Source organism: Mucilaginibacter robiniae (assembly GCF_012849215.1).
Lineage (GTDB): Bacteria > Bacteroidota > Bacteroidia > Sphingobacteriales > Sphingobacteriaceae > Mucilaginibacter > Mucilaginibacter robiniae.
The window spans coordinates 2,503,706-2,525,216 of the sequence record NZ_CP051682.1 but is presented as its reverse complement, the minus strand read 5'-3'; the positions used below and the strand labels follow the sequence as shown (position 1 = coordinate 2,525,216).

Sequence of the window (21,511 nt, the reverse complement as noted above, 5' to 3'; positions counted from 1 at the left end):
ATTGTGCTATATATTTTTAATCACCCGCAAAAAAGGTCTTGACTCCTGATTCTATATTCTTGATTCTCAATTATGCTCTGGTATCATTACCATGATACATGCTCAGGTAACTTTCGTAGCGGGAGGGTTCAATTTCACCATTTTCTAGAGCTTCCAGTACAGCGCAGCCGGGTTCGTTGATATGCCGGCAATTATGAAAACGGCAGCTATGCATACGATCACGCATTTCAGGAAAGAAGTGGCTGAGTTCCTGCTGGTCAATATCAATAATCCCCAACTCACGTATACCGGGCGTATCAATAATAGCACCGCCACCAGGCAGATCGTACATTTCGGCAAAAGTGGTGGTGTGCATGCCTTTATCGCTCCATTCGGATACTTCCATGGTACGCAGTTGCAAATCAGGTAGTATGGCATTCATCAAGCTGGATTTACCGACGCCTGAGTGCCCGGAAAACAAAGTAATTTTATCTTTTAGCTGCGTTACTAATTGCGGAATGTTGGTGCCCTTTAAGGCTGATACCTCATAACATGGATAACCCAGGTTTTCATAAATGCTTTTGTACTCGGCCAGTATCTCCAACCCTTCTTCACTAAACATATCGAGCTTGTTAAACACCAACGAGGCCGGAATATCATAAGCTTCGGCAGTTACCAAAAAGCGGTCAATAAACCCCAGCGAAGTACGCGGGGAAGCCAAAGTAACTACCAAAAAAGCCTGATCAAGATTGGCTGCAATAATTTGTGCTTGTTTAGACAGGTTGATGGATTTGCGGATAATATAATTTTTGCGTGGATGCAGTTTGTTAATGACCCCTTGCTGTAATTCAGGCTCCAGGTCAAAATCTACCTGGTCGCCCACAGCAATGGGGTTGGTGGTGGTGAGCCCCTGAATACGGAACTTACCTTTGATACGGCAGTCATACCGGTTTCCTTCAGGTGTTTGTACCTGATACCAGCTGCCGGTTGATTTAGTGACGATACCCTGCATAAAGTGCGTAAAACTACAAAACTTTAAGCCCTAACTAAAAATTAACCTATTCGGTTTGCATTTGTAATATTTATCTCTTTAATTTACAACCGTCAGCACCTGACGAATACATACATGATTACCAACATTACTATTACAACCATTATTACCACCACCGGCATTTGTTCCGGAGGCAGGTAGTTTGTACGGTAAGAAAAAATAAAAACCAACAAAAGCGCCTTCCTCCGGTAAAACAGAGGAAGGCGCTTTTGCTTTAACAGGGCGTATATGAAAGTTTTAAAATTTGGAGGCACTTCAGTAGGTTCGGCAGAAAGTATCCGTACCGTAATTGACATTATCGGGCAGGAACGTGAACCCGGCTCAGGTTTGGTGGTAGTTACATCGGCCATGAGCGGAGTAACCAATCTGCTGGCAGAAATGGCTACAAATGCAGCTGCCGGACAAGAGTTTACAGCACAATTGGCCGAATTGGAAAGCCGGCATTTTGATGCTGTAAAGCAGTTGCTCGATATTCCGCACCAAAACCCGGTTTATACCCGCCTTAAAATTTACTTCAACCAACTGGAAGATTTGCTGCAAGGCGTGTTTACCTTGCGGGAATTAACTGCCAAAACACGCGACCACATTCTAAGCTTTGGCGAACGCTGTTCTACTTTATTGCTGAGCCGTTTGGCCTTACAGCATTTTCAAGAAGTGTTGTTTGTGGATGCTACTGAGGTGATTAAAACAGACAGCAGCTTCGGGCAGGCTAAAGTAAATACCGGATTAACCGACCTATTAATACGCAACCTGGTTACCGAGAATGCCGGCAAAATATTGCTGGTAACCGGCTTTATTGCCAGTAATGATGCCGGACAGGTAACTACTTTAGGTCGTGGTGGTAGTGATTATACCGCAGCCCTGTTTGGCGCAGCCCTGCAAGCTACTGAGATACAGATTTGGACTGATGTAAACGGCATGATGACTGCCGACCCACGCTTGGTTAAAAAAGCCTTCTCGTTACCGGAACTAACTTATACCGAGGCCATGGAGCTATCGTACTTTGGGGCTAAGGTTATCTATCCACCTACCATGATTCCGGCATTTTTAAAGCGCATTCCTATCGTTATTAAAAATACTTTCGAGCCTACCTTTGAAGGTACCTTTATCCGGCATGATGTAAAAGCTAATAATAATTTACCTATTAAAGGGATCTCTTCCATCAGCCAAATCAGCATCCTGAATTTGCAGGGTAGCGGCATGGTAGGTAAAGCCGGGTTTAGCGGCCGCTTGTTTTCCTTACTAGCTCGCGAGCAGATCAATGTGATTCTGATTACCCAATCTTCCTCCGAGCACAGCATTACCTTCGCGGTACAGCCAGAGGCTGCGGAAAAAGCCCAAAAACTAATCATACAGGAGTTTGAGTTGGAGCTACTGGCGCAAAAGCTGGATGCTCCCGTGATTGAAGGCAACTTGGCCATCTTGGCCATTGTAGGTGAAAACATGAAACAAACGCCGGGCATGTCGGGCCGCTTGTTCAATGCCTTAGGGCGTAATGGGGTGAATGTACGAGCTATTGCGCAAGGTTCGTCGGAGTATAATATTTCGGTTATTATATCGGCAACTGATCTGGCTAAGGCTATGAATGCCGTGCATGATGCCTTTTTTACACAGTTTAACAAAACGCTGCATGTGTTTTGCCTGGGCACCGGTCAAATTGGTAAAACCTTATTCAACCAGCTACAGCAGCACGGCGACTACCTACAACAGAACAACAGCATACAGGTAAAAATTGCTGGTATCAGTAACACCCGCCAGATGCTGTTTAACAGTGATGGCTTAACGCTGGATACCTGGCAGCAACAATTGGAACAGCATGGCGAACCTGCCGATTTAGCCGAGTTTGTAGCCCGCATGAAAAGCATGAACCTGCCCAACTGTGTGTTTGTAGATAACACGGCCAGTCCGCAGCCTATTGTTTGCTATGGGGATGTATTTAAAGCCAACATATCTATTGTTACTTGTAATAAAATTGGCAATTCGGGGCCTTACAGTCAATATAAAAAATTTAAAGATACGGCCCGTAAACATGGCGTGGATTTCTTCTACGAGACTAACGTAGGAGCCGGTTTACCAATCATCCGCACCCTGAAAGATTTAATGAGCAGTGGCGACCGGGTACAAAAAATTGAGGCTATTTTGTCGGGTACTATTTCATACATCTTTAATAATTTTAAGGGTTATGTCAGCTTTCATGATGTGGTAAAAACCGCGCAGGAAAAAGGTTATACTGAACCTGACCCGCGCGATGATTTGAGTGGTAAAGATTTTATGCGCAAAATACTCATCCTGGCCCGTGATGCCGGTTACCCGATGGAAGCCGAAGAGGTGCAAATTGAAAACATGCTGCCACAAGCCTGCCTGGATGCTCAAACCGTTGATGATTTCTATGCAGCGCTGAAAGCTGAAGATGCCTACTTCAACAACCTGAAACAACAAGCCGAAAGCAGCGGCAAAGTACTGCGCTACATTGGCAAGTTGGATAATGGTCAGGCATCCATTACCCTGCAAATGGTTGATGAAAGCCATCCGTTTTTCAGCATGTCGGGCAGTGATAATATCATTGCGTTTACGACTGATAGGTATCGCGAGCGACCTATGGTAGTAAAAGGCCCAGGTGCAGGTGCCGAAGTAACCGCCGCCGGTGTATTTGCCGATTTAATTAATGTAGGAGCGAATTAGAATCAGGAATATAGAGTCAAGAATCAAGAGCTAAGAACCAGGATCAGCATAATTATGGAACAGGAACCAGCAGCCTTTACATCATCTTTCAACAACACAAGTCCCGCAACTGAAAACCCGCAACCTATCACCGGCAACCCGCAACCCGGAACCGAAATTAAAGTTTTTGCACCGGCTACCGTAGCTAATGTGGTTTGCGGCTTTGATGTACTGGGCTTTGCCGTAGATGAACCCGGCGATGAGGTAGTGATGCGCGTAACAGACCAGCCCGGCATTACGATCAGTAAAATCACTGGCGATAATGGCCGGTTGCCGCTAAATCCGGCTAAAAATACGGTAAGCGTAAGTGTGCAGCATTACTTGGACAGCATTGGCCGTACCGATTTAGGTTTGGATATTGAACTTCATAAAAAGATGCCGATTGGTAGCGGCTTAGGCTCTAGTTCGGCCAGTACTGTAGCCGGCTTGTTTGCCGCTAAAACTTTGCTAGGCGATGAAAGGGATGCAGCACAGTTGCTGCCATTCGCCATGAAGGGCGAAGAGATGGCTTGCGGGCATGGTCATGCGGATAATGTGGCGCCAGCCTTACTGGGTGGCTTTGTACTCATTCGTAGCTATGAACCGCTGGATGTAATCCGTTTGCCGCACCCCACCGGCTTGTACTGTGCTATTGTATTCCCGGAGGTAGATGTACCTACCCGCGAAGCCCGACAGATTATCCGCAACAAAATAGCCATGAAAGATGCCGTTACCCAGTGGGGCAATATAGCGGGCTTGGTAAGCGGCTTGTTCATGCAGGATATTGACCTGATTGGCCGCAGTATGCAAGATGTACTGGTAGAACCCGTACGCTCCATCCTGATACCTGATTTTTACCGCTTACGCGAACTGGCTATGCAGGCCGGTGCAGTAGGTTTCGGTATATCCGGTTCGGGCCCATCTGTATTTGCCTTTGCACGTAATGAAGAAACCGCCCGGCAGATTACCCAACAATTACAGCAGCATCTATCGAGCCTAAAAATAGGCTCGCAAGCTTATGTATCTACTATTAATGATGCCGGACCGAGAGTTGTGGTCTGAATCTGAATTTATTGAATTAAAGAATAAACAGAATTGATATAGTTTAGCCGTTGTCAGTGCCTTTACAGATAACGGTTGCATAATAGTAACTGACATGAAATTATATAGCACCAACAATACGGCACATCAGGTAGCCTTTCAGGACGCTGTTTTTAACAGTATGCCGCAGGATAAAGGCTTGTACATGCCCATAGAGATTGCGCGCCTGCCCGACAGCTTTTTTACTGAACTACCGCAGTTTACTTTACCGGAAATTGCCTTTCAGGTAGCTCGGCACTTACTACAGGATGCAATTCCGGAAGCTGACTTGAAAGCTTTAGTAGAGGATGCCATTAACTTTCCGGCACCTGTAATCAAGCTGGATGAAAACGTGTACGTGCTGGAGCTTTTTCATGGCCCTTCATTGGCGTTTAAAGATTTTGGTGCCCGGTTTATGAGCCGGGTAATGAGCTATTTTTTGCAGCCCGATGAAAAACAATTGGATGTACTGGTAGCTACCTCCGGTGATACCGGTGGCGCCGTTGCTTTGGGCTTTTTAGGGGTACCAAACACGCGTGTTACTATTTTATACCCGAAAGGTAAAGTAAGCCAAATTCAAGAACTGCAACTGACCACCAACGGGCAGAACATACGAGCATTGGAAATTGATGGCACCTTTGATGATTGCCAGGCATTGGTAAAACAGGCTTTCACCGATGCGGAACTTAATGCACAATTTCGGCTTACCTCAGCCAACTCCATCAATATTGCCCGATTGATTCCACAAACGTTTTATTATTTTAATGCTTATGCTCAGCTACTGCATGAGGGTAAAAGCAAAGTGGTTTTCGCTGTACCCAGCGGCAACTTTGGTAACATTGGGGCTGGTTTACTGGCTTGGAAAATGGGCTTGCCCGTGCAGCAGTTTATTGCCGCTACCAATGCGAACGATACAGTGCCAGCTTTTTTAAAATCAGGCGTGTATGAGCCTAAAGCTTCGGTGCAAACTATTGCTAATGCAATGGATGTAGGCAACCCCAGCAACTGGATGCGCATTGCAGATTTGTTTAAAGAAGATTTAGCGCAATTAAACCACCTCATGACCGGCTACAGTTATACCGACGAGGAAACGCGCAAAGCGATGCAGCAGGTGTTTGACCAATACAACTATGTAGTTTGTCCGCATACGGCTATTGCCTGGCGAGCCTTGCAGGATTGGCAGCAAACCCATCTAGATGCAGCAGGCGTGTTCTTATCCACTGCACACCCTTGCAAGTTCCCGGATGTTTTTCCTGAAAGTATAGCCAGCCACATTCAGGTTCCCGAACAGGTAAAAACATTGGAAGCACAACAAAAGCAGATGGTAAGTTTGAGTAATAACTTTGAAGGATTTAGAAATTATTTACTGAGTAACCAATAGCTTTTGCATTCTTGAACGTCACGCTGAACCTGTTTCAGCATCCCACCAGCGGAGTAATCTACTTGTTCAAATTCAGACTACCTGATTCGTGTCACCATTCATCTGTCATGCTTAACCTTTTCAGCATGGCAGATAAATGAAATACGACTAGCTGTATTTCTATCTACTGAGCCGGTTTGAACTCTACCAACTGTATCGAAAAATCTTTTGATGGACGCTTGGTTGGGTCGGATAGCTCATTTACTTTAGAATTGAGCACGTATAATTGTCCGTTAGCCGTAGTGCCCGTACTAGGCTGCTGAAAGCGATCTTCGGACGAGGTAGACATCCGCACCTCGGCCGTTTTAAATCCATCCGGACTAATGAGCTGGTGTACTTTATCTACGCTCTTGTTTTGTATCAGCACCAGCGTACTATCATTGCTGAACAACATACCATCCGCACCCGGAAACAAGTCATCAACATTTACTTTAACAATGCTTTTCGGGTCTTTAATATCCACCCGGTATAATGCGCCCTGGCTATCGTTGTTCACTACTAAAAATCCTTGCGGATTGTAGGCAATACCATTCAGGCCAATATCTTCACCACCAAACAAATCGCTCTGCGCAAAAATGGAAGCTTTCCCTTGAGCATCCACCTTATAAATTACCGGCGAATAGCTGTCAGTTACGTAAATATTGCCTGCATTATCAAAGGTTAAATCATTCAGAAAATGTTTACCTGCGTACAATTTAGCCAGGTTAATATCAGCTACTTTACGACCGTTGCCTAAATCAATAGCCACTAAACGGCCGGTCTTTTTATACGTGGTCGAATCAGAAAACCAGCTATACGTAGCATCCGACACACAAGCCCACAAACGGTTTTGCTTGGCATCTACTTTGAGTCCGTAGGAAGATTTGAAGGTGGCGTTCTGATAAAAGGGCCTATAAATACCCAACTGATCAACCGTGCCGATGCTGCCTGTAGTTTCGGAGCTTACATAAAATAGATTGTTTTTAGGGTTGTACGCTAAACCTTCAGGATATAAGCCCGGCAGCGTAAAGTTAATGCGTGGGGTTTGCGCATTACTGCTTAAATTAAGCAGAACGACTACACTTAACAGGAAATATTTAGCAACATTCATATAAAACAACTTGATTTGAGAGTATCCAATTACATTACGCTAAAGCTGACCTTTCCATATTCATTAAGGCTTTACCGGCGCTACACAGTAAATCACGCCATTTTCATCATCCGATATGTAAACCTTACCTGTTTTAGCCACTGTAATGCCAGCAGGCCGACCAAAGCGGGTTTGTTTCGCGGTATCCAGAAAACCTGAAAAGAAATCGGAAGCGGATACCGGATGACCATTGACATAATGAATGCGTTGCACTTTGTACCCTTCCGGAACTTTACGGTTCCAGGAGCCATGCCAGGCTACTAGAGCATCATTTTTATAATCATCAGGAAAACCAGCCGCATTGCCAACAAACCGGAAATCGATAGGTGCGCTGTGTGCCGGGAAATTCATAACTGCCGGCTTGGTTGTTTTGGCATAAGCCTCCTTGGTGGTACCCGATGGGTCTTCACGCGTTACATCTACCAGTTGTTTACCATATACCCAGGGCCAGCCATAATCGCCCCCTTCTTCAATTTTATTCAGTTCTTCAGGTGGTATATCATCGCCACGCCAATCAGTACCGTTATCACAACCCCATATTTCATGCGTTTGGGGTTGCCAGTCGAACCCAATGGTATTACGCAAGCCTCTGGCAAAAATGCGTCGGTTTTTTCCATCCGGACTAATAATCAGCATTGTGGCATTTTCACGGTTGGTTTCGGCACAGTCGTTACAATTGCTGCCTACGGTCATGTACAGCATACCGTCAGGGCCAAAGGCAATCATCCGGTTATCATGCTGACCGCCATCGGGCAAATTATCAATCAGCGTAACCGTATCCGTTACGGTACCATCGGGCTTAATTTTACCTCGCTTTAAAGATTTACTGCTGGATAAATACAAATAACCATCGTGTATGGCAATGCCATGCACCCCTAAAAACTTAGACCATACCGTTTTTAAATCATCAAAACGGCCATCATTGTCTTTATCGCTCAACAATAATACATCGCCCACATCACGGCGGGTTACGTACATCGAACCATCCTCCCGCAGGGCCATAATGCGGGGCTTACCCAAACCCGTAGCCGCTATAGAGGCTTTGAAACCTTGCGGAACCAGAATGCGGCTCAGCATGCTTTCTTTAAAATCTTCATGCTGCGGGTACATGGAGTTGACAGTGGCCGTGTAAGGCTGTTTAGACGGGAGGCCTTTCTGCGCATAGCCGCTCAAGCACATGGGCAGGCAAACACTTAACAGCAAAAACGTACGAAGTATATATCTAGGAACCATAAGCAGCCGCCAATTTAGCTACTTTAACAATAAAGAAGGGCAGATGTTGGATGTGTGAACGACTAGATAATTGGGTTAAAGAAAGATATGACTAATGTATGATGTGCAAGTGAAACGCATGCACTTGTTGAGAATACCCCATCCGTGTTAACCAATATTTATACTCTCTTGCAAAACAAACGCTCCTAAAACCATTTTTTTATACTGACAGAACGCTGCCACCACTGCCAATGGTTTGACAGTGTTACAGGATGTTACACTCTGAAACATGTAACACATGTAACACCTGCAACACGGTCAAGAACCTGTCAGTACCTAATTATCATTCCTTAGAACTCTTCCAGTTCAATGCCTTCCCAGGTTTGGCGTTTGTAGTAGTACATCATGATCCAGTAAATTAGCACTACCGGAACAATCAATATCCAGATTACGGTTTCCCACTTCATAAGTAGGTAGTGCCCGAAACCAATTAACCACACTAAACTTGTTATAATCAGCGAGGTAACTGCACGCCCACCACCTTGCCGGTTCAGTACGGGTTTAGAGAATGGCAAGCCTTTCACCATAAATAAAGCCATGAGCAAGCCGTAAATCAGGCCGGCAAAAAAAGCCAGAATGATGTCATTGATAATTTGCGGTCCCCATATGGCTACGCCAACTATACCCAGCACCAGGCAATAAGGCAAATAGTATAAGATGGCTATTGCCTTGTACATGCCTGATAATATTTTGCCAGGTTGTGTGATAGGCAGTGCATAATAAATCCAGGCGGGTTTGTATTTTTCGGAAAAGGAGATGTTTTGCAGCACTGCGGATAGGACAAACGTACTCAGGTAAATCAGCAGAATGTAAGCTCGCCCATGCTGCAAATGCGCATACCGCTCAGACAAGGTATCGCCTTTACCCTGGAAAGTAAAATACACAAAATAGATAGGCACATAAGCAAATGCCGGGTACACCTTAATTTTAAATTCACGAATACGGGCAGCCAACTTCCAGGTAATGCGGAAACCGGCATTCTCAACCGGGTCGCGCGCTACTAAGTTTGCCAGATAGTTAACGATACTAAAACGTTGCTTTTTCGTGCCAGCAGCAGGTACAGCAGCAGTAGAATTATTATCTGCAGATGCAGATACCATAAGTTGCTGATTAAATCCAGGTGCCAGCACTTTAGCAATCAGCCATAAGCTTACAATAGGTGCGGTAACACCTGCAATAGCTAATAAACTGGTAACAATACCGGCACGTGCAGGATGAATAAGCACTTCGTTTAAAGCCGCTATCCAAACTGGCGGCAACAAGTAACTCCACCAGTAATGCGTTAAATCAATTTGTTTTAAAGCTGATACATCAATCAGCCGTGGCAACAGGTAATAAATACCAAAAATGACAATAGAAAAACCGATTTGAAAGTAGCTGATAATATCTTTAAACCGCTGTGGCGATACAGATTTCATAGCCAGCAGATACACGATATTCACCAGTAAAATACTGAGTAAGGTAGCTTCCAGTACTTGTACGATAAATAGCGGTACCGCTACTATACCATCCAAAAAGCCCACGAATATTAAACCGCCTACACTTATCAGCAAAGCCTGTTTCAGCACATAAATAGTAATATGTAAAATACGCGAAACCGCCAGGGTACGATCATTAACCGGTTTGGGCAAAATGATATATTGGTCTCGTACATCCAGCAAAACGGTAGTAAAATCAGTAATGAGCGTGAGCGACATCAATACCATAAACACGAAGAAGTAAGCCGTTTGCCCTACCATCGGCTTCTCTGAAATGATCAGTACCATGCCGATTAGCCCTCCCATAATCAGGTTAACCAGCAATACCCGCCAGGGTGCTGTGGTGGTCGTATTACTGCTTTTGCGGGCCATAAACATCATGTTTGGCCGGCGACTATCCATCAGCAGCTTGATCTTTACAATTTCATATAGCTGATAGGTATCTACCCCGCTTTTGGCCAGCATAGGCACAAACACGGAAAACAGGCGTAGTAACAGTTTATCCATAAAGTTTAAGGGAAGCAGCAGTTAATCTAAAGCGTTGATAATAGCATCTGTTTCTCCTGCCGACTCTGAACGACCGGTTAGTTTGGCAAAAACGCGCTCCAACGTATCGGCATGGTTTTGCTTTAACGATTCAAAGGTACCATCGGCTACAATTTCACCCTTGTTAATCAGTAAAATTCGGTCAGATACCTTTTCTACCACATCCATCATGTGCGAACAGTAAAATATAGTTTTACCCTCCTGCGATAAACGCTGAATCAGTTCTTTAATCATGATTACCGCATTGGCATCCAGGCCCGAAAGTGGCTCGTCCAGTATAATAATTTGTGGGTTATGCAGAATACCGGATATCAGCAATACCTTCTGGCGCATTCCTTTCGAGAAGGTGTCCATACGGTCGTCCATGTTATTACCCAAACCAAAAGCGGTAAGCAGCCGTCGGGCACGATCGTTCAATAACTTCTCGTCCATATTGTACAGCTTACCAATAAAGTCCAGGTATTCCAGAGGCGTAAGTACCTCATATAATTCAGCATTTTCGGGCACGTAGCCGATACGCCGCTTAATTTCCTGCGGATCATCCTGCATGCTAATGCCATCTACCAGCACTTCGCCATTAAAATCAGGTATCAGGCCCGTCAGAATTTTAACCGTAGTAGATTTACCCGCCCCATTTGGACCAATATAGCCAATAACCTGGCCGGGGTAAATATCGAGCGATAGGTGTTTGAGCACCTGCTTATCGCCGTATGATTTGGAAAGATTACGTATCTGGATTAAAGGAGTAGTGTCACTGTTCATAACCGTAATAATAGGATGGGAAGATACAAAGTATCTGCCTGATTACGGTTATGATATATCATTTGACAGGATGTTACATCTCAAATGATATTAATTAAATTATAGGCTATGAGTAAATGCCTTAAAGCCAACTACGTTTAGTGAGCTTTAAGGCTATACGTAATTATTGCAAATCATCATCGGGCAGATGGTCATCATCCTCCGGGTCTGGCTCTTCCAAATCATCTGAAGTTCTGATTTCACGCAGATCATCTTCATCATCCATGTAATCATCAAAAGCTTCATCATCTTCGTCAGCATCTAATTCACCAGGATAACTCTCATCACCGCCACCAGCCATTGCCCATAAGTAGGTTTGTTCTTGTTCGTCGGGTTGTGCAATCAATATCATGTTGTGCTTTTTGAATAGCAACATGACAATTTGAACAAATGTTTAGATTACTTTCCTTTTCCTGCCATATAATCGAGTGTTAAATCGCACAATGCTTTTACGCCTAAGCTAAAGCCGCCTTCATCAATGTAAAAGTCGGGTGTATGGTGAGCCGCTGTTTTTGCCGGATCAGTACCCTTAGGCATACCGCCTAAAAAGAAAAACAGACCGGGTACCTTTTCCTGGTAAAAGCTAAAATCTTCGGCACCGGTTACCGCGGGCTTTAATGCAACATTGTTGGTACCGGCTACAGCCTGCAAGGTCGGCAGCATTTTTTCGGTTAATGCCGGGTCATTGTACGTAACCGGGTAGTGGGTACTCAGGGGTATTTTTACCTCGGCAGTAGCACCAGCGGCCTCGGCAGTTTTAGTAGCAATAGTTTTTACACGTTCAATCAACATCTGCTCATCTGCTTTACTCAATGCTCGCAAGGTGCCCAGCATCTCTACCTTTTCAGGGATGATGTTGGAGCGATTGCCGCCATTGATAGAACCTATAGTAACCACTGCGGCGTTTTCAGTTAAGTTCAGGTTGCGGCTCACAATAGTTTGCAAGTTATTAATGATCTGTGCCGAAACCACGATAGGGTCAATACTCATCCAAGGGTAGGCGCCGTGAGATTGGCGGCCTTTTACCACAATCTGCATATCGTTTACAGCTGCCATAGTGCCGCCAGGTCGGTAAGTAATTTTGCCCACCTCAGTTTGTGCGTTAATATGCAAACCAAAAATCACGTCCACTTTGGGGTTTGCCAATACGCCTTCTTTTACCATCAGTTCGGCACCGCCTTCTTCACCAAATGGCGCACCTTCTTCAGCTGGTTGGAAGATGAATTTAACAGTACCATGCAGTTCGCTTTTCATGGACGATAGTACCTGAGCTGTTCCCATCAGCATAGCCACATGCGAATCATGACCGCAGGCATGCATCACGCCCACTTCTGCACCATTATAGGTTGATTTTACTTTCGAAGCAAAAGGGATAGCTACCCTTTCGGTCACTGGCAAAGCATCCATATCGGCACGTAAAGCCACTACCGGGCCAGGCTTGCCACCTTTTAATATTCCAACTACACCAGTTTTAGCCACACCGGTTTGTACTTCTATGCCTAATGATTTCAAGTGCGCTGCAATGAGAGCTGCTGTGCGGGTTTCATGGTTACCCAATTCAGGGTGTTCATGAATATCGCGCCGCCAGGTTACCAGTTGCGGTTGCAGAGCATCTGCTTTTTTAGCTACTTGCGCCTTTAAAGCATCCGTTTGCGCCCAAGCTTGACCAGCGCCAAACAGTAAGGCTAATAAGTATAATTTTTTCATGTTAGGGGGGATTGAGCTTGAAGATATGAATATTATTTATTCATCACTACATACTCTATCACATTAAACCCGATCTCAGTTGACCAGCTTCCCACTCAAATCTATAGTACGGGCAAAAGGGTTCAAATACTTGTTAGCCAATACTGCAAATTCCCGACGCGTAACCGGCCGATTTAAATCAAAAAGCTGTTTGAAGTGATAAATACTTTGCCATTGTTTAGCCAAGTTAGTTTGCAGAGGCTTAGGTTCGCTTAAAGTAATTTCGCTAATAAAAGATAATAAGTTACCTACCGTAAATTGCTCACCGGGCTTTTCTTTATTAAACCATAAAAAGCCACGGGTATAAATTTCATCCAGCACGGGTTTAATTTCGGCGGTATAAACCAGGGTGTCCGGCTTAAACAGTACTGATGCGGTTTTACCTTCGGGGTGCTGGATGCCTTGCAGCAAACCTGTAGCACTTACCTGCTGTATAGCCCTGAAATTAGCATCATTTAAAGCCACATCTGAAAAGGGGAGCAAGTAACCTTTAAAATCCAGCAGCTCGCCCTGTATAGCTCGCACGTTGAGATGGTCGGTAGTTGTTTTATAAAAAGCACAGTAAGCTGCTATGGTTCCGGCACCTTGCCCTATGGCCATTTGCACAGAAGGATAAAACGTACTGGCATTTACCAAATGCGTAGTGGATATTGATTTTTCAGTAACCAATAAATTTGTGAAGCCTTTTACCACTACAGCACCCATAGGCACCGAATAAGCCGGAAAAGGTGGATAATTGGTTTTAGGTCCACGTGCATCTACAAAGTGCTGCCCCGGTGAGGCATCACCTACGGCAATAGAAGTACGGTATAGTTTTGAACTACGGCTATACGGTGTATAAATATCATCCAGCACCATGCGCACACGCCCGGTAGAACGCCGGTACTCACGCATGTAAGGAATAGATGGCAGATGATCGGGGGTTGGAAAATCCTCATCCAAGCCAAAGTTTTTCAATCCGCCGGCAGTTTGCAGGTAATAAACCAAGCACAGGGTACGCAGGCGCATATCATGATAATATTTTTCTCGGTGCTCTGGGCTGAGTAAATCTACACTGGTTGGGTACGAGTTGGCGCATTCGCTCCACTTAATCATGTACTTATCATTAGCCAGCTTACCGCCTTTTACCAGGCGTAACAAGTCTTTACCTTTCAGGCATTCGTATCGGGCTGGGTCATAACCTTCCGGCTTGAGTAGGGTACGATCAGCAGCAGAGCCATAATCTTTCAATATAGCCATCCACGTAATATCCTGAATAACAGGTATAGCTTTTTCGGGTGCTAAAGCCTCACCTGTAGTTTCGCGGCTATCAAACCCGCTGATGAAAGGCACACCAGCCTTGGTAGCTACATCGCCGGTTTCGGTGGCATCAATCAGCACCTGGGCATGTATGGTGTTAGTTCTGCCGTTTTCGGTAATAGTTAATTCCCAACCTGTACCATTTTTACGCACGGCTTTCCAGGATGTATTTAGTTTCAAAGTCAAGTTCTTGACTGTATCCGTCATTTTTTTCAGGATGGCAGCTCCTACTTGGGGTTCAAACCGCAAAGGCACACGGGCCGTAGTATCATAACCAGGCGTTTTGTTATAATGCTGGTGCACTTTTTTGTAATACTCTCCCCAAATGCCTGATGGCAAGGCACGGTTACCTTCCACAATACACATGGCACCTGAGGTCATTTCACCGCCCAGCCAAGGGCCAGGTTCCACCAATATGGTTTTCACTTTACTACGGGCACATTGCAAGGCAGCCGCTACGCCGCTGGCGCTGCCACCTACTACTACCACATCGGTTTTAATAGTGTCGGCATAAGCACCCAAAAAGCCTGAAAATATCAGGCAAAGCAGTAACTTTTTTAACATGAAAAGCAATAATCGGGTTTTATGCGCTAATTTAGGGCAAACCTTTTAGTGTATATGAAAATTTCTACAATAAAGCATCTTTCTGTAGCAGCTATAAGCGGTGTAAGCTTCTTATCGGGTGCTTTTATGATTAAAAGCATGGAGGGTGAGCCGGTTACGGCTAGTGTAATACAGGAAGCGCAGAAATTATCCGGGTTTAACTTTACGCCTGCACAGGCCGACTCTATGCTGAACCTGGTTAATGGCTGGGGCAGCTCCTACGATGCTTTGCACAAGTTGAATATGCCCAACAGTGTAGCTCCATCTCTTAACTTTAACCCTGTTCCTGTTGGTTTTACCTACCCCGACGCTAAAAGTGGTTTTAAACTGGGTAAGGCAAATGAGGTACAAATGCCTGCTCATAAAGATGATTTGGCTTTTTACACCATCAGGCAGTTGGCCGAACTGGTACGTACTAAAAAAATCAGTTCAGTTGAACTAACTCAGTTTTTTATTGATCGACTAGAAAAATACAATCCTAAGTTACAGTTTGCCATTACTATTATGGAAGACCGTGCCTTGAAAAAGGCCGCGGAAGCAGATGCAGAAATCAAGTCGGGTCATTATCGCGGTGTGTTGCATGGTATTCCCTTTGGTGTAAAAGATTTGCTGGCGCAGAAAGATTATAAAACCACATGGGGTTCGGTACCCTATAAAGACCAGCACCTGAATGTAGATGCGACTGTAGTAACCCGCCTGGAACAGGCTGGCGGTATTTTAATTGTAAAAACCACGTTAGGCGAACTAGCCCAAGGCGATGTTTGGTTTGGCGGCAAAACCAAAAACCCATGGGATATTACCCGAGGTTCAAGCGGCTCATCAGCTGGCTCGGCTTCGGCAGTGGGGGCTGGTTGTTTACCTTTTGCTATTGGGTCTGAAACATTGGGCTCCATCGTATCACCTTCTACCGAGTGCGGCGATACTGGCTTACGTCCATCTTTTGGTCGGGTTAGCAAATATGGCGCAATGGCTTTAAGCTGGAGCATGGATAAGCTAGGGCCAATTACCCGTAGCGTTGAGGATGCAGCTATTGTGTTTAACGCGATACAAGGCACCGACAGTAAAGATTTAAGCACCATTGCTGCGCCATTTAGCTATGATGGTACCGGCAAAACCTTAAAAGGCTATAAAATTGGCTATGTAAAAGCTGATTTTGACCGGGCTTATTTTACTTACGGCAACAACCGTCGCCCTAACCCGAACCATGCTACTGATTCGGTTACCTTGGCTAAGTTAAAAGAACTAGGCGCCGAACTAGTACCGATTGAGTATCCGCAATTACCCATAGGTGCCATGACCGTAGTACTGGATGCCGAGGCCGGTGCTGCTTTTCAAGATTTATTATTTACCCACAAGGAAGATGGAATGGTATTACAAGGCAAAAACGCCTGGCCTAATATTTTCAGGGCTGCACAGTTTATACCCGCTACCGAGTACATACAAGCCCAGCGTGCCCGTACCTTGCTGATACAACAATGGTATGAAAAACTAAAAGGATTAGATTTATACATCACGCCATCATCCAGCCAAAACTTATCCATGACGAACCTGACCGGCAACCCTTGCGTGGTGCTGCCTAACGGCTTTAATCAACGCGGTCGCCCCATGAGTATTACCTTTATGGGTCAGCTTTTTGGCGAGGGCAAGCTGTTGCAGGCTGCTAAAATATATCAGGATGCTACCGACTTTAACCAAAAGCACCCTTCACTTAATTTTTAATTTTTTTGACTATAAATGACTAACGACGAACAACTACGCTATCCAACCGGCCGGTTTAACGCACCAGCTTCTTATACCCGCGAAGATGTACTACAATACATTGAAGCGATTAAAACATTACCTGGCCGTTTGCGCCAGGCTGTTATACAACTCACCGATGCACAACTTAATACGCCTTATCGCACTGGCGGATGGACGCTGAAGCAAGTAGTACACCACTTAGCCGACAGCCATATGAACGCCTTGATGCGTATCAAGTTAGCGTTGACTGAAGAAAACCCGACCATTAAAGCCTATAATGAACCTGACTGGGCCTTATTGCCAGACTATCGTTTACCGGTTGAATCATCATTAAAGCTGCTGGAAGGGGTGCATCAGCACCTGACTGCTTTATTTGAAAGTTTTACCGAAAACGAATGGAGCCGCACCTTTTACCACCCGGACAGAAAAGATACAATTAGCCTGCAAAAATCATTGGCGATGTACGCGTGGCACAGCAATCATCATTTGGCACACATTACTGAAACCATGAAGCAGTGGCGTTAAGTACAACATTTTGCTTATAAACAAGAAAGCCTTTGCGGTAGTAGCAAAGGCTTTCTTGTTTATAAATATGGAGGATTAACTTTCCTTTACAAAGAGATAAGGGGCATAATCCAAAAAATCATTCACTTTGATGATTGTAGATACTACTTTACCGTTTTCTACTTTAAACTTTATTGGGAATAGGCCATAAGCCTGGTCGTTGTAGGTAAGCAACCATTCACCGTTGTCCATATACTTAACACTAGCCTCTAAAGTTCTGTGCCCTTGAAACTTGATTTGTAAATCTTTCTTATTTGCGGTTATAGCAATTGGGCCATAAATAGGGTTTTGGTAGGTACCCACGTAAGCACTTAGTGGCATTTCAGGAGCTTGGCCTTTAACGCGCTGCTGCAATGCCGTGGTTTTTTGTACCGTTTCAGCCATTTGTTTACTAAAACTTTTCAGCGCTTGCTGGCTACGATCAACAAAAGGCACACCTAGGTAAGCATCTAAAATCTGGTAACGCAAGGCTTCAAAAAACTCCTGATTATCATTATTAGTTAATATAGTAATAGCTAATTTTTCTTCCGGTACAAAGCAGGTGTTAGTTACAAAACCATCTGCACCGCCGGTATGCCAAAATATTTGCCGGCCATTGTAGTCAGCCTCAAAAATCCCCAGTCCGTACCCTGTAAAATGCGTTGGGTACACCGGCGATTTACGACTGCTGATAATTGTGTTTTCCTCACGTGTTCTTTGAAGGGCAGACCACGGGATAACTTGTTTACCCTGATACTTGCCACTATCTAATTGTAGGGTAAGCCATTTAGCTACATCTTTTACGCAGCTCACTATACTACCGGCAGGTGCCAGGTTATCAACCTGATCGTAAGGCAAGGCGGTAAGCTTGCCGGTAAATACGGTAGTATAAGGCTTTGCAGCTTCTTTACGGGTATCTATACCTGTACTTAGCGGATAGGTATTCGTCATGCCCAATGGTGTTAATATACTGTCTTGTATATAGTTTTCCCAAGGTTTACCAGTAACGGCCTGCACAACTTGGCCAGCTGTTAAGAAACAGCTATTGCAATAACCAAAGCTTTGGCGAAATGGAGCTGTAGGTTTCAAAAACTTCATTTTAGCCATAATTTGCTGGCGCGATAAGACACCGTTCCAGAACACAAAATCGCCCTGAAAGGTGTAAGTGCCCAGGTGGTGGCTCAGCATATCGCGTATGGTAACCGCAGCAGTAGTATTGGCATCATACACGCTGTAGTCAGGAAAGTATTTGGTGATTTTATCGTCTAAAGACAGTTTTTTATTAGCTTCCAATTGGGCCAGGGCAGTACCGGTAAACAGCTTACTGTTGCTGGCTATCATAAACAAGGTATTTTCAGTAACTGGTTCTTGCGTTTTAACATCTTTTACGCCGTAGCCTTTCATCACGACTACTTTGCCATCTTTAACTACGGCAATCGCCAATCCAGGTAAATTCCAGTCTTTCAAACCTTGCTTAATATAAGCATCCAGGTTGTTCGTCATAAACGATGGTTGCTGCCCGAAAGCTACCATCATTGTAAAAAAACTTACTACAGTAAGTAAAACTGCCTTTTTCATTGCACTTGTAAATTGAACCCGAAAGTAGTAAAAATATGTATTCGGTAACCGTAATAGCCGCGTTTATAACCCTACCGATTTGCATACCTATTATCGGTGTTAAAATTTATTTTCTCAATTTAGCAGCCTGAGAACAACAGGGTATGAATAAGATTATTGCTTCGTGGTTTGGTATTGGCTATGTAAAAGGCGGCGGCACCGTAGCGGCAGTAGTGACCTGCCTGCTGGTTTATGGTTTAGCTCAAGCACACGCTTTAACAGCAAGCTGGATGTTGCCTTTAATCACCGTACTGATTACCGCCATTGGCATTCATACCGGTAACCAGGTTGAACCCGATTGGGGAAAAGACAGCTACCGGGTAGTTATTGATGAAGTAGCTGGCCAGCTTATTACCTTGTTGTTAGTCGCCATCAATCCGCTCAACTTGGTTATTGGCCTGATCTTATTTCGCTTTTTTGATATTGTTAAACCGCTTTACATCCGCAAAATGGAAGCTTTACCCAAGGGTACCGGTGTTATGATGGATGATATACTGGCCGGCGTATATGCCAACATTGTATTACACCTGATTTTGCTGGCTATTCAGCATTATGGATAGCTACTACTTTAAACTACTCCTTAGGTTCAAAAATCAAGGTAGATAATTGACGTTCATCAAAAATTTGGTTACTAATTTCCAGCACTTCTTCGGCAGTAACGGCATTAATCTTATCGAACACCTGTTGTAAGGTGTCAATGCAGTTGAAATCAATCAGGCTTTTAGCCATTGATATAATCAGGCTTAGCCGGTTTTCTTCCGCCAAGGCAATCTGGCCTATAAACTTTTGCTTGGCCTGATGCAATTGCAAAGCACCTAGCTTGTTATCACGTAGCTTTTTCAGTTCTTTATGTACTAAGCGTAAAGCTTTGTCGGCTTTTTCTACATCCGTACCAAAGTAAACCGAAAACATACCGGTATCGGTTAATGGCGTGTAACCTGATTCAATGGTGTATGCAATCCCATACTTTTCACGAATTTCCAAATTAAGCCGACTGCTCATGCCTAAGCCTCCCAGCAAATTATTAACCAGCAGCAAACCACTTTTGTAGGGGTGCGATGATGGATAAGCCAATCCGCCCAGCATGCAATGCAGTTGTGAAATGGGCTTAGCTGTTTTAATAAATTGCCCTGCTGGTTTAGTAGGTTGCTGGCGCTGCTTAACTGCGGTATTGGGCTGAATATTTCCCAAATATTTTTCAGTTAATTTAATCAGCTTACCAAAATCATAATCGCCAATTATCGCAAACACCATCTCATGCGTATTATAAGTATCCGCCATAAACTGCCGGATATTTTCGCGACTGAGTTGCTGTACGGATTGCTCGGTGCCTAAAATATTGTTTCCTAAAGTATGACCTTTAAACAGTATTCCCTCAAAATCATCCTGAATAGCTTCTTCCGGCTGATCCTGGTAAGAAGCAATTTCATCCAGTATGACGCTACGCTCCTTATCTAATTCTTCTTCCGGGAAGGTGGAATGAAATATCAGGTCTTCAAACAAATCGAGCGTACGTTCCAGATGCTGTTTCAGCAGTGAGGCATGTATACAGGTATATTCTTTAGTAGTATAAGCATTCAAATCGGCACCTACCAGTTCCAGGCGGTTTAATATTTGGTTGGTATTGCGGCGTTCGGTTTGCTTGAATAGTAAATGTTCAATGAAATGCGCCAAACCTTCCTGTTGTGCAGGCTCATCGCGTGCACCGGCATTAATCAGGAAACAAGTATGTGTAATGCTGGAAGCAGCGTGTTTATACAGCAAACGAATGCCGTTGTTGAAGGTGTGAACCTGGTAATCTGTCATATAAGAGCGGTTACAAAGATAGGGTTAATTATTGGGGATAATGTTGCCGTATTGTACAGCTATTCTGCATATTTGTATATGAGAATTGCCGATCTAACTTTTGAGCCATTGATAGATGAGGAAACCATCGCCAAACGCATCAACCTACTTAGTGAGGAACTGAATGCAGATTACGAAGGCAAAACCCCCATCTTTATTGGTGTGCTAACCGGCAGCTTTCTATTCGTAGCCGATTTAATTAAGCAAATTACAATCCCTTGCGAGGTAACGTTTACCAAAGTGGCTTCATACTTTGGCAGCACCAACACCAGCCACAAAATACGTGAGGATATAGATTTAAGCTTTGATATCAGCGGTCGGCATATAGTAATTATTGAAGATATTGTAGATACCGGCAATACCATAAACTATCTGCTGGCTAAACTGAAACAGTACAATCCGGCTTCCATCAGCGTATGCTCCCTACTGCTCAAACCCGGCAAACTAGAGCTCTCTATTGAAGAACTGCATTATGTAGGCTTTGAAATTGAAAACGAATTTGTGGTAGGTTATGGATTAGATTATAAAGAACTTGGCCGAAACTTGAAAGCAATTTACAGGTTGGTGAGTAGTGGAGACCCGACGATGTAGCATATCAAAATAATTTAAAAGACATTAATATTGATTATACTTCTTTGTTGTTTAACTTTTGCCAGTAAAAC

17 protein-coding genes are annotated in these 21,511 nt (G+C 44.3%); 7 read left to right on the top strand and 10 right to left on the bottom strand.

Features of this window, described 5'->3' with window-relative positions:
- Positions 1 to 70 precede the first annotated feature (70 nt).
- Complete coding sequence (rsgA, locus tag HH214_RS11280; protein ID WP_169607716.1) at positions 71 to 991, bottom strand: ribosome small subunit-dependent GTPase A; 921 nt, start codon at positions 989 to 991, stop codon at positions 71 to 73.
- A gap of 267 nt (positions 992 to 1,258) precedes the next feature.
- Between rsgA and thrA the strand changes: the two genes are divergently transcribed.
- From thrA to thrC, 3 genes are all read left to right on the top strand, one after another.
- Positions 1,259 to 3,712 carry a bifunctional aspartate kinase/homoserine dehydrogenase I gene (thrA, locus tag HH214_RS11275; protein ID WP_169607714.1) on the top strand — a complete coding sequence of 818 codons (2,454 nt, stop codon included), beginning with the start codon at positions 1,259 to 1,261 and terminating at the stop codon, positions 3,710 to 3,712.
- A gap of 54 nt (positions 3,713 to 3,766) precedes the next feature.
- Complete coding sequence (locus HH214_RS11270) at positions 3,767 to 4,792, top strand: homoserine kinase (protein ID WP_169607712.1); 1,026 nt, start codon at positions 3,767 to 3,769, stop codon at positions 4,790 to 4,792.
- Between the two features lie 94 nt (positions 4,793 to 4,886).
- Positions 4,887 to 6,191, top strand: a complete 1,305-nt coding sequence (thrC, locus tag HH214_RS11265; protein ID WP_169607711.1) for a threonine synthase — start codon at positions 4,887 to 4,889, stop codon at positions 6,189 to 6,191.
- 163 nt (positions 6,192 to 6,354) lie between these two features.
- Here the strand turns inward: thrC and HH214_RS11260 are convergent, their stop codons facing one another.
- From HH214_RS11260 to HH214_RS11230, 7 genes are all read right to left on the bottom strand, one after another.
- Positions 6,355 to 7,320: a gluconolaconase gene (locus HH214_RS11260; protein WP_169607709.1), complete on the bottom strand. Its 966-nt coding sequence runs from the start codon at positions 7,318 to 7,320 to the stop codon at positions 6,355 to 6,357.
- Between the two features lie 63 nt (positions 7,321 to 7,383).
- Positions 7,384 to 8,592, bottom strand: coding sequence for a PQQ-dependent sugar dehydrogenase (locus HH214_RS11255; protein WP_169607707.1), 1,209 nt, complete (start codon positions 8,590 to 8,592; stop codon positions 7,384 to 7,386).
- 329 nt (positions 8,593 to 8,921) lie between these two features.
- Positions 8,922 to 10,616 carry a hypothetical protein gene (locus tag HH214_RS11250; RefSeq protein WP_169607706.1) on the bottom strand — a complete coding sequence of 565 codons (1,695 nt, stop codon included), beginning with the start codon at positions 10,614 to 10,616 and terminating at the stop codon, positions 8,922 to 8,924.
- A 21-nt stretch (positions 10,617 to 10,637) separates the two neighbouring features.
- Positions 10,638 to 11,417, bottom strand: a complete 780-nt coding sequence (locus tag HH214_RS11245; RefSeq protein ID WP_169607704.1) for an ABC transporter ATP-binding protein — start codon at positions 11,415 to 11,417, stop codon at positions 10,638 to 10,640.
- Positions 11,418 to 11,580: 163 nt separating this feature from the next.
- Entirely contained in the window at positions 11,581 to 11,808 is a 228-nt protein-coding gene (locus HH214_RS11240) for a hypothetical protein (RefSeq protein WP_169607702.1), read from the bottom strand.
- A 47-nt stretch (positions 11,809 to 11,855) separates the two neighbouring features.
- Positions 11,856 to 13,163 carry an amidohydrolase gene (locus HH214_RS11235; protein ID WP_169607701.1) on the bottom strand — a complete coding sequence of 436 codons (1,308 nt, stop codon included), beginning with the start codon at positions 13,161 to 13,163 and terminating at the stop codon, positions 11,856 to 11,858.
- A gap of 75 nt (positions 13,164 to 13,238) precedes the next feature.
- Positions 13,239 to 15,065, bottom strand: coding sequence for an FAD-dependent oxidoreductase (locus HH214_RS11230; protein ID WP_169607699.1), 1,827 nt, complete (start codon positions 15,063 to 15,065; stop codon positions 13,239 to 13,241).
- 54 nt (positions 15,066 to 15,119) lie between these two features.
- Between HH214_RS11230 and HH214_RS11225 the strand changes: the two genes are divergently transcribed.
- A complete protein-coding gene (locus HH214_RS11225; protein ID WP_169607697.1) occupies positions 15,120 to 16,823 on the top strand; it encodes an amidase in 1,704 nt (567 codons plus the stop codon).
- Between the two features lie 15 nt (positions 16,824 to 16,838).
- Positions 16,839 to 17,369, top strand: a complete 531-nt coding sequence (locus HH214_RS11220) for a YfiT family bacillithiol transferase (RefSeq protein ID WP_169607696.1) — start codon at positions 16,839 to 16,841, stop codon at positions 17,367 to 17,369.
- 75 nt (positions 17,370 to 17,444) lie between these two features.
- Here the strand turns inward: HH214_RS11220 and HH214_RS11215 are convergent, their stop codons facing one another.
- Positions 17,445 to 18,965 (bottom strand): serine hydrolase, encoded by a 1,521-nt coding sequence (locus tag HH214_RS11215; RefSeq protein ID WP_169607694.1) that lies wholly within the window; start codon positions 18,963 to 18,965, stop codon positions 17,445 to 17,447.
- A gap of 143 nt (positions 18,966 to 19,108) precedes the next feature.
- On the opposite strand from HH214_RS11215, the gene HH214_RS11210 reads away from it, so the two are divergent.
- Entirely contained in the window at positions 19,109 to 19,564 is a 456-nt protein-coding gene (locus HH214_RS11210) for a phosphatidylglycerophosphatase A family protein (RefSeq protein ID WP_169607693.1), read from the top strand.
- 13 nt (positions 19,565 to 19,577) lie between these two features.
- Here HH214_RS11210 and HH214_RS11205 read toward each other — a convergent pair whose 3' ends face one another.
- Entirely contained in the window at positions 19,578 to 20,810 is a 1,233-nt protein-coding gene (locus HH214_RS11205; RefSeq protein ID WP_169607691.1) for a M16 family metallopeptidase, read from the bottom strand.
- A gap of 78 nt (positions 20,811 to 20,888) precedes the next feature.
- Between HH214_RS11205 and hpt the strand changes: the two genes are divergently transcribed.
- Entirely contained in the window at positions 20,889 to 21,440 is a 552-nt protein-coding gene (hpt, locus tag HH214_RS11200) for a hypoxanthine phosphoribosyltransferase (RefSeq protein ID WP_169607689.1), read from the top strand.
- Positions 21,441 to 21,511: the final 71 nt, after the last annotated feature.

Bases quoted from the DNA above. Each gene is read 5' to 3' on its own strand.
- rsgA (WP_169607716.1), bottom strand. From the start codon at position 991: ATGCAGGGTATCGTCACTAAATCAACCGGCAGCTGGTATCAGGTACAA.
- thrA (WP_169607714.1), top strand. From the start codon at position 1,259: ATGAAAGTTTTAAAATTTGGAGGCACTTCAGTAGGTTCGGCAGAAAGT.
- HH214_RS11270 (WP_169607712.1), top strand. From the start codon at position 3,767: ATGGAACAGGAACCAGCAGCCTTTACATCATCTTTCAACAACACAAGT.
- thrC (WP_169607711.1), top strand. From the start codon at position 4,887: ATGAAATTATATAGCACCAACAATACGGCACATCAGGTAGCCTTTCAG.
- HH214_RS11260 (WP_169607709.1), bottom strand. From the start codon at position 7,320: ATGAATGTTGCTAAATATTTCCTGTTAAGTGTAGTCGTTCTGCTTAAT.
- HH214_RS11255 (WP_169607707.1), bottom strand. From the start codon at position 8,592: ATGGTTCCTAGATATATACTTCGTACGTTTTTGCTGTTAAGTGTTTGC.
- HH214_RS11250 (WP_169607706.1), bottom strand. From the start codon at position 10,616: ATGGATAAACTGTTACTACGCCTGTTTTCCGTGTTTGTGCCTATGCTG.
- HH214_RS11245 (WP_169607704.1), bottom strand. From the start codon at position 11,417: ATGAACAGTGACACTACTCCTTTAATCCAGATACGTAATCTTTCCAAA.
- HH214_RS11240 (WP_169607702.1), bottom strand. From the start codon at position 11,808: ATGATATTGATTGCACAACCCGACGAACAAGAACAAACCTACTTATGG.
- HH214_RS11235 (WP_169607701.1), bottom strand. From the start codon at position 13,163: ATGAAAAAATTATACTTATTAGCCTTACTGTTTGGCGCTGGTCAAGCT.
- HH214_RS11230 (WP_169607699.1), bottom strand. From the start codon at position 15,065: ATGTTAAAAAAGTTACTGCTTTGCCTGATATTTTCAGGCTTTTTGGGT.
- HH214_RS11225 (WP_169607697.1), top strand. From the start codon at position 15,120: ATGAAAATTTCTACAATAAAGCATCTTTCTGTAGCAGCTATAAGCGGT.
- HH214_RS11220 (WP_169607696.1), top strand. From the start codon at position 16,839: ATGACTAACGACGAACAACTACGCTATCCAACCGGCCGGTTTAACGCA.
- HH214_RS11215 (WP_169607694.1), bottom strand. From the start codon at position 18,965: ATGAAAAAGGCAGTTTTACTTACTGTAGTAAGTTTTTTTACAATGATG.
- HH214_RS11210 (WP_169607693.1), top strand. From the start codon at position 19,109: ATGAATAAGATTATTGCTTCGTGGTTTGGTATTGGCTATGTAAAAGGC.
- HH214_RS11205 (WP_169607691.1), bottom strand. From the start codon at position 20,810: ATGACAGATTACCAGGTTCACACCTTCAACAACGGCATTCGTTTGCTG.
- hpt (WP_169607689.1), top strand. From the start codon at position 20,889: ATGAGAATTGCCGATCTAACTTTTGAGCCATTGATAGATGAGGAAACC.